The sequence below is a fragment of the Glaciecola sp. G7-5 genome (genome assembly GCF_055808975.1).
On sequence record NZ_CM147892.1, the window covers coordinates 3,457,595 to 3,473,458 of the forward strand.

The following is a 15,864-nucleotide window of genomic DNA, read 5'->3' on the forward strand; positions in this document are numbered from 1 at the left end:
TTTGTATCCGCTATTTCTGTGCAACTCTTTGGAAAATATCGAGCGAATGCACAACTGACCGTAAACATCGGCTCATGCCGATAGTATAAAGGACTAATTTGTTGAATAAACATCAGATGACAGAAATGTAATCTATGTGTAATCGTCTTGTCAGGTTGAGTTGATATTATCTTGCAGTCGTTTGAATAACACGCTTTTTATTTGAAAAGTCGTCGTTTGTATTATGTGTCCTTACGCTATATTGAAGGTGTAGATTGCTTACTCGTTTCGTTCACATCAGTGTTGTTATCATATTGCTACTATCGCAAGGGGTAGAGGCGTTCGCTGTGTCTTCTGAAATGCCATGTATGCAGGAACATAATATGATGTCTGAAATGTCTATGAGTGGTTCTCATTTTGACAACATGGCAGTGGATGAAAATAGTGAAGACTGCTGTCCAAAGGACTGTTGTTGCCCGATGGGCTTACTCATCGTCGCCGTGCTAGTAGACAGCAGATTAAACGGTTTGCCTGACTATACCGCGATACCGTTTAAATCAATTGAGCCCTCAATTAAAAAAGCGTTTCTCCATCCGATACAGCGCCCTCCAAAAACTCCTCTCTACATATCATAACTTGCAGTCGCGACAAATATCGCGAGCTGCATTCGCTTATCGTTAAGATAAATAACCAAATCCAAATTATTAAACACACTTTTTCTTTTTTTGAGAGGAAAGATATATGAAATTTTCAATACTATTGCCCGTAAAGGCATCATTAATCGCTGCTGTTCTTCTAACAACGGCCTGTTCAGATGCCGCTAACAACAAGGCGACTGAACAAGGTGAATACATTTCCAAACCTGCCGCCATCGAGCTAACGGTTTACAAAAGCAGAACCTGTAACTGCTGCCAAAAATGGATTAATCATGCCGAAGACCATGGCTTTGATGTGAGTGCAAGAAACATTACGTTTATGTCGGACATAAAAGAGGACAGAGGGATAGCCCCAAATTATCGGTCTTGTCATACGGCAGAGTCAAATGATGGTTATGTGTTTGAAGGGCATGTACCGGCAAAGTACATCAAACAGTTCTTAGCCGACGTGCCAAAAGATAGCATAGGACTATCTGTCCCCGCCATGCCAGTCGGAACGCCAGGGATGGAGGTTGACGACCGCTTTATGCCATACCAAATATTGCTATTAAAAGAAGACGGAAGCTCATCGGTATATGCAGAAATTGCCAGTTATGAGGAGCAATTTTAATGAAATATCGTATCGCTTTTTTATCAACATTAATCATGCTGATGCTAAGTCATAACGTCTTTGCAAATAAAGCTGACACTCTAACACTAGAGGAAGCAATTACAGCAGCAATTAAGCAAGATCCATGGTTGAAGGGAAGTCAATATCGAGAAGACGCGTTACTCTCGAATAGTGTGTCTGCCTCTTCGCTTCCTGATCCTGTGGTATCGATTGGACTGGCGAACCTGCCAACAGATGGTTTTGCTTTTGATCAAGAACCAATGACACAACTGAAAGCAGGCGTATCGCAGATGTTTCCCCGCGGTGATAGTTTGGATATTAAGCGCAAACAACTTGAAGAACTCGCGAAGCAACACCCAATCATGCGCAAAGATCGAATCGCGAAAACAACATTGGCGGTTTCTCTTAAGTGGCTTGAGATTTATCGGGCTCAACAGACAATATCACTCATTGAACAAGACCGTGCTTTATTTGAACAGCTCGGCGACGTCGCCCAAGCGAGTTACTCGTCAGCGGTCGGCAAAGTAAGGCAACAAGATATCGTTCGCGCTCAGCTCGAGCTAACAAGGCTTGATGACCGACTGACTAAATTGCATTCCCAAAAAGAGCAAGCACTTGCTGAATTGCTTGAATGGTTATCAGATGATACGGCTTGGACATCTAATCAAATGCGATATAGGCAAATGGTTTCTCTACCTGCTGCAACGCCATCAATTAAACCTTTGTATGTAGATGCTGAACAAGCGCTAAACAGTCACGATGCGCAAAGCTTAGCCAATTTATTGGTGGCGCACCCTTATGTTTTGGCGATTGAGCAAAAAATAAGAGCCAGTAAAACAGGTATTGATTTAGCAAAGCAGCAATACAAGCCACAATGGGGTGTAAACGCAAGTTATGCATATAGAGCCGACGATCAGTTAGAACGTAGCCGAGCTGATTTTATCTCGGTGGGTATCTCATTTGACGTGCCCTTATTTACCAGCAACAAACAAGATCAGGACGTCTCCGCAGCGATTAGTCAAACTGAGGCGATAAAGACAGAAAAGAGATTAGCCATTAGATCGCTGCTATCTCAACTGCAATCTGCATATGCTGCTCACTTAAGGCTTTTGCAGCGCGAAACACTTTATCAAACGGATATTTTGGTTCAAATGAGCGAGCAAGCTGAGGCTTCTTTAACGGCATATACTAATGATGATGGTGATTTTGCTGAAGTAGTAAGAGCAAGAATAGCCGATCTGAATGCCAGAATTGACGCATTGAACATTGATATTGACTTACTCAAGTCGCGATCACAACTCAACTATTTTTTTAGCGATGGTCAAGACGTTACTCATCGCATTGGAGACAACTCATGAAAAATACAAGTACACTGGCCATTGGACTCATCGCTGGAGCGGTGCTAACTGCATTGACTTATACGTTTATCTTGCCCCATTCAGGCGATAGCGCAGCAAATGCCGACAATGCCGATAGCAACGCCCCCTTATATTGGGTCGCCCCTATGGATCCGAACTATAGAAGAGACGCACCCGGTAAATCACCAATGGGAATGGATCTTGTGCCGGTATATGATGATGGGGGCACGGATGAGAGTCCCGGCACTGTCACAATACATCCAAATGTAGAGAATAACTTAGGTGTACGAACGGCGTCTGTGGAGAGAAAAAGCTTACATGTGCCAATTAAAACGGTGGGTTATGTGCAATACAATGAAGACACACTTGTGCATATTCACCCACGTGTTGAAGGTTGGATAGACGAATTATATGTAAAAGCAGCTGGTGAATACGTTAAAAAAGGTGAGCCTTTATACGCGCTCTATTCACCCGAGTTAGTAAATGCGCAGGAGGAATTTCTGCTTGCTCGAAACCGCAATAACGCCAATCTACTGCAGGCTGCTACCTCTCGGCTTGAAGCGCTTCAAATGCCAGCTCAAGCGGTTAAGCAACTCAAGCAAACCGGTAAAGTTCAACAAACCATCACGTTTACCGCCCCTCAAACAGGCTTTGTCGATAATCTGAATATCAGACAAGGCTTTTATGTTAAACCTGGTGTGACGATATTATCTATTGGCGCGTTAGATGAAGTATGGGTGGATGCGGAGGTATTTGAACGTCAGTCGAACCAGATTGAGAAAGGCTTAGCGGTCACCATGACGCTTGAGTATTTGCCAGAAAAAGTGTGGGAGGGCGAAGTTGATTATGTTTACCCAACATTAGACAAAGACACAAGAACGCTAAAAGCGAGATTACGTTTTGACAATCCCGAGTATTTCTTGAAACCCAACATGTTTGCACAAGTCACCATCCATTCCGATCTGGATGATGAAAACCTTTTGGTGCCCACTGAAGCGGTTATTCGCACTGGAAAGCAAGACCGAGTGGTACTTGCTTTAGGTGAGGGGCGCTTTAAATCTATCGAAGTCAAGGTTGGCAATATCGTCAATGAATACACGGAGATTTTAAGCGGTCTAAGAGACGATGATGTAGTCGTCACTTCTGCTCAATTCTTATTAGATTCTGAAAGCAGCATTTCGTCTGATTTTAAACGAATGGAAGAGGCCGAATCCATGCCATCTAAGGTATGGACTACCGCAACTGTCAACAGTGTGATGGCAGAGCATAATATGGTGAATCTTGATCATGCGGCAATTGACGAATGGGATTGGCCTGAAATGACAATGGATTTTTTTGTTGACCAAGATTTGGACATTACCAAGTTAATGCCTGGCATGTCATTGCATTTACAAATTACAAAGACAGATTCAGGTGATTACTTAATTACACAAATCCATATTGTGGATGAAGACGGCAACATGATGCACATGGAAGGTATGGACGATATGGATGATATGGATGATACAGAGTCTATGGAAAATATGGAGAGTATGGATCATTCTGGTCACTCGATGGGCACAGACAATGCAGATAAAGAGATGGATCATTCAGGTCACGGAGGACAGTACTAATGATTGCAGCCATTATTAGGTGGTCTGTCACCAATCGATTTTTTGTATTGCTTATCACCATAATCATTGTTGGTGGAGGCTTGGTCGCTGTAAAAAACACACCAGTAGATGCACTACCTGATTTGTCAGATGTGCAAGTGATTATTAAAACAAGTTACCCTGGGCAGGCACCTCAAGTTGTTGAGGATCAAGTAACTTATCCTCTTACTACCGCGATGCTATCGGTGCCTGGTGCCAGAACCGTGAGAGGTTACTCATTTTTTGGTGACTCTTATGTCTACATCATTTTTGATGACGATACGGATTTGTACTGGGCACGAAGCCGCGTACTCGAATACTTATCCCAAGTTGCTCCTAATTTACCTGAAAATGCTAGGCCTCAACTAGGACCAGACGCTACGGGTGTGGGTTGGGTGTATCTTTATGCCTTAGTCGATAGAACGGGCCAACACGATATTAGTCAGTTGCGCAGTTTACAAGACTGGTTTTTAAAATTCGAGTTACAGACAGTTTCTGGCGTATCAGAAGTATCTTCGATAGGCGGGATGGTTAAGCAGTATCAGGTCAGAGTGGATCCTGAGAAGCTCAGAGCCTATGGCATACCCCTTTCTCATATTCAAATGGCCATTAAGCGCGGTAATCAAGAGGTTGGCGCATCGGTTATTGAGATGGCTGAAGCCGAATATATGGTTCGTGCTACCGGGTACATCGAAAATAAACGAGACATAGAGCTTATTCCCTTGGGCGTAAACAACAATGGCACGCCATTGTTGGTCAAAGATATTGCTGACGTGCAATTAGGACCACAAATGCGCCGTGGCATTGCTGAGTTAAATGGAGAAGGTGAAACTGTTGGTGGAATAGTTGTGATGCGTTATGGCGAAAACGCGCAAAAAACCATTGACGGGGTAAAAGCTAAGCTTGAGGAACTTAAAAAAGGTTTGCCAGACGGTATTGAAGTGGTGACAGTTTATGATAGGTCTGCATTGATTGAACGCGCAGTCAATAATCTTGGTTTCAAGTTATTGGAAGAGTTTGCTGTGGTTGCCGTCGTATGTATCGCCTTTTTATTTCATGTTCGTTCATCGCTAGTAGCAATTGTGAGTCTACCGGTTGGTATTCTCGTGGCGTTCATCGTCATGTATTTTCAAGGGATCAATGCCAACATCATGTCGCTAGGGGGGATTGCCATTGCTATTGGCGCGATGATTGACGGTGCCATAGTTATGATTGAAAACATGCACAAACACATGGAGCGAACGCCACTTACTAAAGAAAACCGATGGCAAATTGTGGTTGACTCGGCTGTGGAGGTTGGCCCGGCGTTATTTTTTAGCCTTCTTATTATTACAGTCAGCTTTGTCCCAGTGTTTACGCTAGAAGCGCAAGAAGGGCGGATGTTTTCCCCTTTAGCGTACACAAAAACCTATGCAATGGCGGCCTCCGCTGCACTTGCCATAACATTAGTACCCGTATTAATGGGGTATTTTATAAGAGGAAAAGTACTACCTGAGCATAAGAACCCTGTCAACAAGGGCTTGTCTTGGCTGTACATTCCATCGTTAAAAACCGTGCTGCGTTTTCCAAAGCTGACGCTTGTTGGCGCATTGGTTGTGCTAGTCATTGGTTTTTGGCCGGTCAATAAAATTGGCAGCGAATTTATTCCGCCGCTTGACGAAGGTGATTTAATGTATATGCCCACCACATATGCTGGCATATCCATCGGTAAAGCAAGGGAGTTGCTGCAACAAACTAATAAGCTTATTTATACCGTGCCCGAAGTAGAAACGGTGTTCGGTAAAGTGGGACGTGCGGAAACTGCCACCGATCCCGCGCCCTTGACGATGATTGAAACGTTCATACAATTAAAGCCCCACGATGAATGGCGTAAGGGGCTAACTACTGAAGATTTGATAAAAGAACTTGATAACCTAATTGACTTTCCAGGGCTCACAAATGCTTGGGTAATGCCTATTAAAACTAGGATTGATATGTTGGCCACCGGAATCAAAACACCGGTAGGTATAAAGATTGGAGGGCCGGAGCTTGGCGAAATACAAGCCATTGGCCAGCAAATCGAAACAATTCTTTCTGAAGTCAAAGGGACAGCCTCTGTTTATTCGGAACGAGTGGCAGGCGGGCGCTATGTAAAGGTTGACATACAGCGCGATAAAGCTGCGCGCTATGGCCTTAACATTGCAGATATTCAGTCAGTTGTATCCAGTGCCATTGGCGGTATGAATGTCACGCAAAGTGTTGAAGGGCTTGAGAGATATCCGGTCAACGTGCGCTATCCTCAATCATATCGCTCATCCCCACAAGCACTATCTTTATTGCCGATTGTAACACCGCAAGGAAAGCGTATTGCGCTTGCAGATGTAGCAGATGTGTACATAGAGGATGGCCCTCCCGGCATAAAAAGTGAAAATGCACGCCTAAATGGCTGGGTGTTTGTGGATATTGATGGCGTGGATATTGGCAGTTATGTGGTGTCAGCTCAGCAAGCCGTGAGTGAGCAGTTAGTATTGCCTGCTGGCTACTCCATAACGTGGTCTGGTCAATATGAGTATATGCAACGCGCCAAAGAAAAACTCACCTACGTTGTGCCACTGACGCTGGCCATTATTATCATTCTGTTGTACCTCAACTTTAGAAACATTACTGAAGTGGCCATTATCATGGGCACTTTGCCTTTGGCGATGGTTGGTAGCATTTGGTTAATGTATCTGGAGGGGTTCAACTTTTCGGTAGCCGTAGGGGTCGGTTTTATAGCACTCGCTGGCGTTGCAGTTGAAATAGGTGTGATCATGTTGGTCTACCTGAACCAGGAATATAACGCGCTAATTACGCGCTGCAAAGAACAAAATGTCATACCGAGCGATGAGCAATTAACAGAAGCTATATTGCACGGCGCAGGACTGCGCGTTAGGCCTGTCATGATGACGGCTTTAGCCATCATTCTTGGATTACTACCTATTTTATATGGAACAGGCACTGGGGCTGAGGTCATGAGTCGGATTGCCGCGCCAATGGTAGGCGGAATGATGAGTGCAGTGCTACTCACGCTACTTGTTTTACCCGCCATTTATCTGTTGTGGAAAAAAAGCAAATACACCAATTAGCTAAAAACATTTAACCCGTAACTTTACAAAAGAGAGATTAATACATGAAAAAATTTATCGTAACGCTTCTTATCACAATGAGCAGTCTGTCAGCGTTAGCGCATACTGGGATCACGTCTTCAATACCCAAAGATAATGCTATGTTAATGAAGAGCCCAGAGACCATTGCCGTGGCATTTGCTGACGAAGTTCGTTTGGTTAACTTATCTATATTGAACAGCAAAAGTGAAAAGGTTGATTTTGAATTCGCCCCCTCAATGGAGGCGAGTAAAACATTTAGCTATGACTTGCCCCAGTTAATGCCTAGCTCTTACAAAGCGTCATGGACAATTATGGGAGTAGACGGTCATAAGATGAAAGGAGACTTTTCATTTATGGTCCATGCTGCTGGCAACATGAAAGAGATGAAAAATAAAAAGATGGATCACAGCGACCATAGTAATCATTAAATAGGAATTCCCATGACATCAGGAATTTGGATAGGGCTGCTAGTACTCAACAAGTTTCTGGTGTATTTGGGGATAAGCGGAGCATTTAGCATTATTTGCGTGTATCTCTATATCCCGGCGGCTTCGCTTGAGAGTGTTGACAAAGCTGCAATGCGTTGGCGACAGGCTATATGCAAAGTCGCAATGGTATTGGTCATTATTGGTTTCATCGCTAATGTTGTCGATTTTTTTGTACAAACAGGCAACCTTGCAGAAAATGGTGTAAAAGGCATGTTCGACCCCATCATGCTCAACATGATGTGGGCTAGCTCTGTTGGTACATTGACGATGACTAGAGCAATCGCGTTCGGTCTATCTTTTGCACTTTTGACGCTGATATTAATTCGTCCATTATTTCTGACGAGCAAGTTAAACCAATGGATATTTGGCACACTAACATTGCTCGTCATTATTGGCTTGAGCACCTCATTTACGTTATCTGGACACACTAATGCACTCATATTTGGCAGCGTCTCGCTTATCACTCTGCATGTAGCTATGTCGTTTGCATGGTTAGGTGCGCTAATACCATTAGTGCGCGCGACTTACATATTTGAGGGGGAAGCATTGCATGTTGTCATGGAACGTTTTGGTCGATTTGCAGTTTGGGGCGTCGCTATTTTAGTGGCTGCCGCTGTATCTATGCTCATTCAGTTTGTACCTACATTAGAAAGCCTGTATTCAAGCCGCTATGGACAAGTTTTTATACTCAAAATAGCCTTGGTCTTATTGCTTCTCCTGTTTGCCGTGGCTCATAAGTTCGTATTGGTGCCACGCATATTGAGTCGAGAAGATGGCGCCGTCGCATTACGACGTTCCATCATGATTGAAACGTTTGTGGGTTTTTTAATTTTACTCGTTACTAGCGTGGTCACAACAGCGATGGGCCCGCCAATGCTAGCGAGTTAACTTGTTTAATTAAACAACATCTATCGAAGAGGAAACAAAAATGAAAAACACAATTCATCAGGGCCTTTTGGCATTTGTCGCCATTGTTGCTATGAGTCCGTTCGCTTTTTCGCATGACGGTGATACTCATAATGAAGCTATAGCATCTATGTTTACTGGGACTGAAACAACAGCTGCAAAAACTGTACTTGCCTTTCACAAAGCACTTGAAACCGGTGATGTTGAGACTGCTCGAAACCTGCTCGTTGATAACGTGCTGATTTTTGAAGGGCAAGGTGTTGAACGAAGCGCGAAAGAATATGCAAGCCATCATATGTTGTCAGACATTAAATACTTACAAGCCATGCAAATTGACCTAATTGAACACCATGTTCATGAGTACGATGGCATAGCAACCTCTTTTTCAAGAAGCCAATTGACTGGCACATATAAGGGAAAAAGCATTGATAGAGCAAGTAATGAAACTATCACGCTTATTAAACGAGATAGTCAATGGAAAATTTCACACATTCATTGGTCTAATTAAGCGTGCATTACACTCCCTTTTTAACGCAATTAAATTTATATAGCATTGTTTCTATTACATAATTGTAATCAAACGGTAATGCAATAGCCGATTTTTATTGATGTAGATCATGTTGAGATATCAGCTAAAAAGTAAGCTTACCATATGGGTTGTGAGCCTGTTCACAATTCAATCGCAACGTTAGTTGTCAGTATATTAACAAGGAAAAAACTATGAGAAATATCACTAAGCTACTCACGGTATTAACCGTATCTTTATTTTTGCTAGGCGGTTGTGCTAGCCAGGTGTATCACGATTACATCATGAGCGGACAAGTCGTCACAGCCAAAGGAAGCGAACTTGTTGTGTGTGTCGCAGATACTAACAATTTAGAACAAAACAAAGTGTATGACGTGTATCGAGCTGTATACGATGACAAAGTGATCACCGAAGGTGAGTCAGGCTACTCCAGAGAATACGTGGGTAAAGTGCGTTTGGGGAATACTAAGGATGTACACTTTGCTAACGCAACGATTGTGAGCGGTCAAGTCATGCCAAATGACATTGTAGAGTTCAACGCTAAATAAGTGCGTAGAGGCAGTATATCTAATGGAAAACGGCATGCTCTTAAACAGTGTTGCGATCATATCGACGTTGATTGTTGGTTGGGGCTTATTTAACAAACGCGTCAGATTGTCACCACAGTGGCGAGCAACTGTGACACCTCTTGCCTCCATCATTGGCAGTGGCTTTTTAATTGTTGCACCACTGCTTCATTCTGTTATGGGGAAATGGGCACTACTGGGGATCGTGTTGTTATCTGCTCTTGCATATTGTTTAGGGGGTGTCATTCGGCTTAACATCGCTCACGCTGAGCCGCATTTAGACGACCATCCTAATGGAGGCATTGCTAAAATAGAATATGTTGGACAGTGGTTTTTAGGGGCGGCGTATGCGATTTCAGTCGCCTTTTATATCAGTCTATTCGCATCATTTGTGTTTGAAAGAATAGGCGTTACTGATGATACCGTGATAAAGGTAGCTACCAGTCTGGCCTTACTATCTATTATGTTTATTGCGTGGCTAAGAGGAGCTAAAGGCCTTGAGGTGATTGAGCTCTATGCGGTCACTATCAAGTTAGCGATTATAGTGGGAGTGCTTGTTGCATTGCTGACATTTGACATGTCAAGTGGCGCGACATGGTTTCAGCATGAAGCGCTCAATGCTATCGGTCTTGTTGAAACCTTAAGTATCTTGGCGGGTATGTTGATGGTCACTCAAGGGTTTGAAACGGCAAGATTTATGGGCGCTGAGTATTCGGCTAATCAGCGCATAACGGCAGTAAAATATTCTCAAGGTATTGCGACCGTCATTTACTTGGTGTTTATTGGATTAACTTGCCCCTTATTCAATGTATACCCCATCGTTGAATTAAGTGAAACAACCATTAGCCAGACGCTTGGCCAAGCGATATGGATCCTACCGTTTTTACTTCTTATTGCAGCAACCACTAGTCAAATTAGTGCCGCTTTAGCAGACACAATTGGCGGCGGTGGCTTACTTAGAGAGCTGATAAAAGCGCGTCTTTCAACAAATGTCTATTACATGTTAATCATTGGCATCGCTATTGTACTTGTTTGGACCAGCAATGTGTTTGAGATCATAAACTTAGCAAGCAAAGGCTTTGCGCTCTATTACTTATCGCAAACGGTGCTTGCGACCTGTCTGTTGTCAGGACGAAAGCATAAAACACGGCGTGATTGGTTAACGTTAGCGGGGACAATTATATTGTCTGTGCTATTGGTGTTGGTCATTGTTTGGTCTATGCCGGCACCTCATAGCTAAAATATCACTTGACCTGTGAGCGACTCACAGGCCTATGCTTTTTTTAGCGAGTGAGGAACAGGTTTATTGTCAACCGGAGTATTTGAATAATGAGTATGCAAGTAAAGCAGTTAGCAGACGCATTTGGGATTAACAAGGATACGATTAGGTATTACACCCGAATAAATTTGTTACGACCATCTAGGTCAAGTGAAAATGGCTACAGGTTTTATCCTCTAGAGCAACAAAATCGTCTTAGATTCATACTGAGTGCTCGCGATTTAGGTTTTTCTATCGAGGATATCAAACAGATATTTTCCGAATCCGATAAAGGCAAAACGCCGTGCCCAACAGTCAGGGTGTTGATTGAGAAAAGACTGGCAGAAACTGAACAACGGTTTATTGAAATGGCTAAGTTACGAGACAAAATGCGCAACGCTGTAGATACATGGGATCAAAAACCAGACAAAGAGCCATGTGATAACGTGATTTGCCATTTAATTGAAGATGTCGATTTATCAAATATTGATAACGAACAGGCACAATAATGACTTTTATTAATGGGGAAACGCTATGAGTGATGAACAAACGAATAAAGACAACGAAGTCACGAAGTCGTGTTGTCATAAGCGAAATGATGCGTCCAAAGAACCTCAAGCAGATAGCAATACACGGTCGTCAAGCAACATCGATAGTGCTCAAGAAGCAACCACATATCATTTAATGATTGAAGGAGCGAGTTGCGCGAGTTGTGTCAGTAAAATTGAAAAGGCGCTGCGCGCGGTTAATGGCGTGACAAAAGCAGAAATGAATTTTGCACAACGAACAGTGAGTGTTACGGGTAAGGTGAAGGACGCAGCGCTTTTTACGGCGATTGAAATAGCGGGTTATCAAGCAAAAGTAGATACCAGCGACTCAGAACAAGAAGCCCTTGATGAAAAAGACAAGGCTGATTGGGCTTATTACAAAAAGCTCATGCGAGATATGACAATCGCGCTTTTATTAGGTGTACCGCTCATGATTTATGGGCTAGTGATAGGGGAAATGACGGTCAACACAACTAGTGAACGCCTAGTCTGGTTTGGCATTGGTCTGGCAACGTTAGCCGTGATGTATTTTTCTGGTAAGCATTTTTATGTGGGGGCCTACAACTCGCTAAAAAATCATTCAGCGAATATGGATACTCTCATCGCTTTAGGCACCGGCACGGCATGGCTATATTCCATGGTCGTGGTGGCCGTTCCAGAATTATTGCCAACAATGGCGCGTCACGTTTATTTTGAAGCAACAGCAATGATAATAGGATTAATCAACCTTGGCTTAGCATTAGAAATTAAAGCGAGGGGCAAAACATCTGAAGCAATTAAACGGTTGATTGGTCTTCAAGCCAAAACGGCACGTGTCGTTCGAGGAGGAAATGATGTCGATATACCGATAGAAGATGTGATGCTACAAGATTTTATCCGGGTTAGACCAGGCGAAAAAATTTCTGTCGACGGTGAAGTGGTGGAAGGTCACACCTCAATAGATGAGTCAATGTTAACTGGTGAGCCTATGCCAGTAGAAAAACAAGAAGGCGATAAGGTTGTTGCGGGCACCATTAATAAATCAGGTTCAATCGTATTTAAAGCCACTCGTGTTGGCAAAGACACTGCCTTAGCGCAAATTATCAATATGGTAAAAAAAGCACAAAACTCTAAACCACCGATCGGTCGTTTAGCGGATGCTATTTCCGCCTATTTTGTTCCCGTTATTATGATTATTGCGGTGCTTAGTGCGCTGGCGTGGCTGAATTTCGGTCCATCACCTGCTTTGGTTTTTGCCATCGTATCGGCGACTACGGTCTTGATAATCGCCTGTCCTTGCGCACTGGGTCTAGCGACGCCAATGTCGGTAATGGTAGGCGTGGGAAAAGCTGCCGAAGCCGGTGTATTAATTAGAAATGGTGAGGCGCTGCAAACAGCTTCGAAGATCACGACGATGATTTTAGATAAAACGGGCACCATCACAGAGGGAGAACCAAAGGTCACCGACGTGTTACTAACAAATGATTACTCGCGTGAAGAAGTTTTGATGCTAGCCGCGAGTATTGAGGCGGGCTCTGAACACCCTTTGGCGATGGCGATTGTCGACAGTGCCAAAGCGCAAGGAGTTGATGCCAAGAAAGTAGATGGCTTTCGTTCAATTGCAGGTAAAGGTGTACAGGCTTCATATGAAGGGAAAGCCCTATTATTTGGCAATGAAAAGCTGATGAAAGATAAAGATATTGCCATTGAGCAATATATAGAAAAAGCGCAAGAGTTTGCGCAAGAAGCCAAAACGCCAATGTACTTTGCCATAAACAATACTTTGGCCGCGATCATATCGGTTGCAGATCCCATTAAGAGCGATTCCATTGCCGCGATTGCGCGACTACAGAAAAATGGCATTCGGATTGTCATGCTCACTGGGGATAATCGATTAACCGCGCAAGCGATAGCACAAAAGGTCGGTATCAAGGAATTCGTGGCTGAAGTTATGCCAGAAGATAAAGCTAATAAAGTCGCAGAGCTGCAAGAAGAGGGTGAAATTGTGGGCATGACTGGCGACGGAATTAATGATGCGCCTGCCTTAGCTCACGCCAATGTCGGTTTTGCCATTGGTACTGGCACCGATGTGGCAATAGAAAGTGCCGACATAACGCTCATGCGCGGCTCACTGCATGGCTTAGCAGATGCTATCGCGGTAAGCAAAGCCACGCTAGCAAATATAAAACAGAACCTATTCGGGGCTTTCATCTACAACGTCGCAGGTGTGCCCATTGCCGCAGGCGTGTTATTCCCATTCTTTGGTGTGTTATTGAATCCCGTTATTGCAGGTGCGGCTATGGCCTTTTCATCACTGACCGTGGTTACCAATGCAAACCGTCTACGCCTATTTAAAGCTAAAAATCATTAAAAGGAGAAAATTATGTTGTGGGTAAATATTGCAGGGATGGGAGTTATCGCCCTGATCATATGGTGGTTTTGGCTTTACAAATCATCATCGGTCGAAATGAGTGATGGAGCGATAGAGGTATTGGTGAAGGATGGGGTGTATCAACCGGCAATTATCAAAGTACCCGCCAATCAAGCTTCAACGATTACATTTTTTAGAACTGATTCTTCGCCATGCTCTGAATCATTACATATACCTGATCTGGAGATTGCGGCAACACTGAGGTTGAATAAAAAAGTAGATATATCAATCCCAGCGATGCAACCAGGTCGACATGCATTTCATTGTCAGATGAAAATGTATACGGGTGAACTGATCGTAGAATGAAGGTTTGATGCTGTATCGGCCGAATATACAAGTACATTGCAGAACGCATATTTAATAAACAGAAACTTAAAGGAGACATTTTATGGACGGCGTTTTTTCATTCGTAATATTCGCGGGGCTTTTTTATCTCATGATGAGATATGGTTGCGGCGCGCATATGGCCCACGGTCACCACAAAGAACAAACATCTGAACAACCTGAACCCATTATTGATCCTGTGTGCAACAAGGTAGTGGAAATAGATAAAGGTTACGGGAAACTGCACGACGGTGAGTTATATCGCTTTTGTTCAAAAGAATGTCTAGAAAAGTTTGATGTAGACCCAGTTAAATACGTGACGAAAACGGTCGCCACTGGAGCGCTAAAATGACCCACAAACTATCATTAAGCGCATTTGGGCACGCAACTAGCTTATTCATAAGTATCAGCTTCACACTATGTGTTGTATTCGACCTTATTTTTCCAGAGCACGCGATGTATGAAGTGTGGTTAAAGTTATTACCGGGGTTTGAATGGATAAGTTGGCAGAGTTTTTTCTTGGGACTCGTTGAAAGCTATATGTATGGTTGGTTTATCGCGCTAATTTGGGTGCCACTTTATAATTTTTTTGGAAGCAAAGCGAAATAGCGGCTTTCGTGACTTGGTTATTTACTATTTAGAGATGAGTTTATGAACGAACCGGTAGCACACTCAGGTGTATGGATCCTAGCGCTTATTATGATAGTAGTGGCGTCTTGGTATCTTTATAAATATATGGCTCCTTCATCGTGGCACGAGTGGGCTGGTGCGGGAGTTGTGCAAGCGTTTATCATCGCCTTGTATGCAGAAATGTATGGCTTTCCTTTGACAATATATCTATTGGCACGCTTTGGAGGCGTCGACAGAACCGAGCTTAATGCAAATTTATGGTCGTCTCTTTTGGGGGTAGGAGAGACGGGCATGATGATAGCAATGGTCTTGGGATACATTTTATTATTTTTGGGTATAGGACTTTTCTTTCAAGGTTGGCGACAAGTATATAAAGCGCGACAAGAGAACAGATTAGTGACAGATGGCTTATATGCATTAGCGAGGCATCCTCAATACACCGGTTTGTTTATTGCGCTATTTGGCGAGGGGATTGTGCATTGGCCCACTGTATTTTCAGTCGGTCTTTTTCCAGTGATTATCTTTATTTACTATCGTTTGTCTTTACGTGAAGAAAAAAAGTGATTGCTGAATTTGAGGAGGAATATTGGGCCTACAAAGCACGAGTGCCAATGTTTATTCCGCGCATAGCGCAGTGGAAGTCTTTTGTTAAGCAAGCCAAAATGTAGCCGTTTGTTTTTAGTTTCCTCAAAAAAGAAGAAATTATCCTATTTTAGGATGACTTAGAGCAAAGAGTAGGGTGGCTTTGGTGAACTTAGCCTTAGCCATCTGTACTGGACGCTAACATGACGTTTATTTGATGGTGAGATTAGCTTATTTACAAGTAATCAGTTTGATACAAACTAATGA

The 15,864-nt window shown here is 43.2% G+C and carries 16 protein-coding genes; all 16 read left to right on the forward strand.

Going from position 1 to position 15,864, the window contains the following annotated elements:
• The first annotated feature begins 254 nt into the window (after positions 1–254).
• The 16 genes from AC0L6H_RS15160 to AC0L6H_RS15235 all read left to right on the forward strand — a co-directional run bounded on the left by AC0L6H_RS15160 (position 255) and on the right by AC0L6H_RS15235 (position 15,579).
• A complete protein-coding gene (locus tag AC0L6H_RS15160) occupies positions 255–614 on the forward strand; it encodes a hypothetical protein (protein WP_411693872.1) in 360 nt (119 codons plus the stop codon).
• A 106-nt stretch (positions 615–720) separates the two neighbouring features.
• Entirely contained in the window at positions 721–1,245 is a 525-nt protein-coding gene (locus tag AC0L6H_RS15165; RefSeq protein WP_311360271.1) for a DUF411 domain-containing protein, read from the forward strand.
• Entirely contained in the window at positions 1,245–2,603 is a 1,359-nt protein-coding gene (locus AC0L6H_RS15170; protein ID WP_473389960.1) for a TolC family protein, read from the forward strand. The genes AC0L6H_RS15165 and AC0L6H_RS15170 overlap by 1 nt, the downstream gene beginning before the upstream one ends.
• Entirely contained in the window at positions 2,600–4,216 is a 1,617-nt protein-coding gene (locus AC0L6H_RS15175; RefSeq protein ID WP_473389961.1) for an efflux RND transporter periplasmic adaptor subunit, read from the forward strand. The genes AC0L6H_RS15170 and AC0L6H_RS15175 overlap by 4 nt, the downstream gene beginning before the upstream one ends.
• Positions 4,216–7,338, forward strand: coding sequence for an efflux RND transporter permease subunit (locus tag AC0L6H_RS15180; RefSeq protein WP_473389962.1), 3,123 nt, complete (start codon positions 4,216–4,218; stop codon positions 7,336–7,338). The genes AC0L6H_RS15175 and AC0L6H_RS15180 overlap by 1 nt, the downstream gene beginning before the upstream one ends.
• A gap of 44 nt (positions 7,339–7,382) precedes the next feature.
• On the forward strand, positions 7,383–7,787 hold the full coding sequence (locus AC0L6H_RS15185) for a copper resistance CopC family protein (protein WP_473389964.1): 405 nt from the start codon (positions 7,383–7,385) through the stop codon (positions 7,785–7,787).
• 12 nt (positions 7,788–7,799) lie between these two features.
• A complete protein-coding gene (locus AC0L6H_RS15190; protein ID WP_473389965.1) occupies positions 7,800–8,735 on the forward strand; it encodes a copper resistance D family protein in 936 nt (311 codons plus the stop codon).
• Between the two features lie 40 nt (positions 8,736–8,775).
• Positions 8,776–9,261 (forward strand): YybH family protein, encoded by a 486-nt coding sequence (locus AC0L6H_RS15195; protein WP_311360277.1) that lies wholly within the window; start codon positions 8,776–8,778, stop codon positions 9,259–9,261.
• Between the two features lie 212 nt (positions 9,262–9,473).
• Positions 9,474–9,827 carry a hypothetical protein gene (locus tag AC0L6H_RS15200; RefSeq protein WP_473389967.1) on the forward strand — a complete coding sequence of 118 codons (354 nt, stop codon included), beginning with the start codon at positions 9,474–9,476 and terminating at the stop codon, positions 9,825–9,827.
• A 34-nt stretch (positions 9,828–9,861) separates the two neighbouring features.
• Positions 9,862–11,085 carry an APC family permease gene (locus tag AC0L6H_RS15205; RefSeq protein ID WP_473389968.1) on the forward strand — a complete coding sequence of 408 codons (1,224 nt, stop codon included), beginning with the start codon at positions 9,862–9,864 and terminating at the stop codon, positions 11,083–11,085.
• 95 nt (positions 11,086–11,180) lie between these two features.
• Entirely contained in the window at positions 11,181–11,612 is a 432-nt protein-coding gene (locus AC0L6H_RS15210; protein ID WP_311360716.1) for a MerR family transcriptional regulator, read from the forward strand.
• Between the two features lie 175 nt (positions 11,613–11,787).
• Positions 11,788–14,001, forward strand: a complete 2,214-nt coding sequence (locus AC0L6H_RS15215) for a heavy metal translocating P-type ATPase (protein WP_473394555.1) — start codon at positions 11,788–11,790, stop codon at positions 13,999–14,001.
• Positions 14,002–14,013: 12 nt separating this feature from the next.
• Positions 14,014–14,367, forward strand: coding sequence for a cupredoxin domain-containing protein (locus AC0L6H_RS15220; protein WP_411693880.1), 354 nt, complete (start codon positions 14,014–14,016; stop codon positions 14,365–14,367).
• Between the two features lie 82 nt (positions 14,368–14,449).
• Complete coding sequence (locus AC0L6H_RS15225) at positions 14,450–14,737, forward strand: YHS domain-containing protein (RefSeq protein WP_411693881.1); 288 nt, start codon at positions 14,450–14,452, stop codon at positions 14,735–14,737.
• A complete protein-coding gene (locus AC0L6H_RS15230; protein WP_411693882.1) occupies positions 14,734–14,994 on the forward strand; it encodes a DUF5676 family membrane protein in 261 nt (86 codons plus the stop codon). The genes AC0L6H_RS15225 and AC0L6H_RS15230 overlap by 4 nt, the downstream gene beginning before the upstream one ends.
• Before the next feature lie 42 nt (positions 14,995–15,036).
• Complete coding sequence (locus AC0L6H_RS15235) at positions 15,037–15,579, forward strand: methyltransferase family protein (RefSeq protein WP_473389970.1); 543 nt, start codon at positions 15,037–15,039, stop codon at positions 15,577–15,579.
• Positions 15,580–15,864 lie beyond the last annotated feature (285 nt).

Coding starts and splice junctions, on each gene's coding strand:
- AC0L6H_RS15165 (WP_311360271.1), top strand. CDS start 721: ATGAAATTTTCAATACTATTGCCCGTAAAGGCATCATTAATCGCTGCT.
- AC0L6H_RS15170 (WP_473389960.1), top strand. CDS start 1,245: ATGAAATATCGTATCGCTTTTTTATCAACATTAATCATGCTGATGCTA.
- AC0L6H_RS15175 (WP_473389961.1), top strand. CDS start 2,600: ATGAAAAATACAAGTACACTGGCCATTGGACTCATCGCTGGAGCGGTG.
- AC0L6H_RS15180 (WP_473389962.1), top strand. CDS start 4,216: ATGATTGCAGCCATTATTAGGTGGTCTGTCACCAATCGATTTTTTGTA.
- AC0L6H_RS15185 (WP_473389964.1), top strand. CDS start 7,383: ATGAAAAAATTTATCGTAACGCTTCTTATCACAATGAGCAGTCTGTCA.
- AC0L6H_RS15190 (WP_473389965.1), top strand. CDS start 7,800: ATGACATCAGGAATTTGGATAGGGCTGCTAGTACTCAACAAGTTTCTG.
- AC0L6H_RS15195 (WP_311360277.1), top strand. CDS start 8,776: ATGAAAAACACAATTCATCAGGGCCTTTTGGCATTTGTCGCCATTGTT.
- AC0L6H_RS15200 (WP_473389967.1), top strand. CDS start 9,474: ATGAGAAATATCACTAAGCTACTCACGGTATTAACCGTATCTTTATTT.
- AC0L6H_RS15205 (WP_473389968.1), top strand. CDS start 9,862: ATGCTCTTAAACAGTGTTGCGATCATATCGACGTTGATTGTTGGTTGG.
- AC0L6H_RS15210 (WP_311360716.1), top strand. CDS start 11,181: ATGCAAGTAAAGCAGTTAGCAGACGCATTTGGGATTAACAAGGATACG.
- AC0L6H_RS15215 (WP_473394555.1), top strand. CDS start 11,788: ATGATTGAAGGAGCGAGTTGCGCGAGTTGTGTCAGTAAAATTGAAAAG.
- AC0L6H_RS15220 (WP_411693880.1), top strand. CDS start 14,014: ATGTTGTGGGTAAATATTGCAGGGATGGGAGTTATCGCCCTGATCATA.
- AC0L6H_RS15225 (WP_411693881.1), top strand. CDS start 14,450: ATGGACGGCGTTTTTTCATTCGTAATATTCGCGGGGCTTTTTTATCTC.
- AC0L6H_RS15230 (WP_411693882.1), top strand. CDS start 14,734: ATGACCCACAAACTATCATTAAGCGCATTTGGGCACGCAACTAGCTTA.
- AC0L6H_RS15235 (WP_473389970.1), top strand. CDS start 15,037: ATGAACGAACCGGTAGCACACTCAGGTGTATGGATCCTAGCGCTTATT.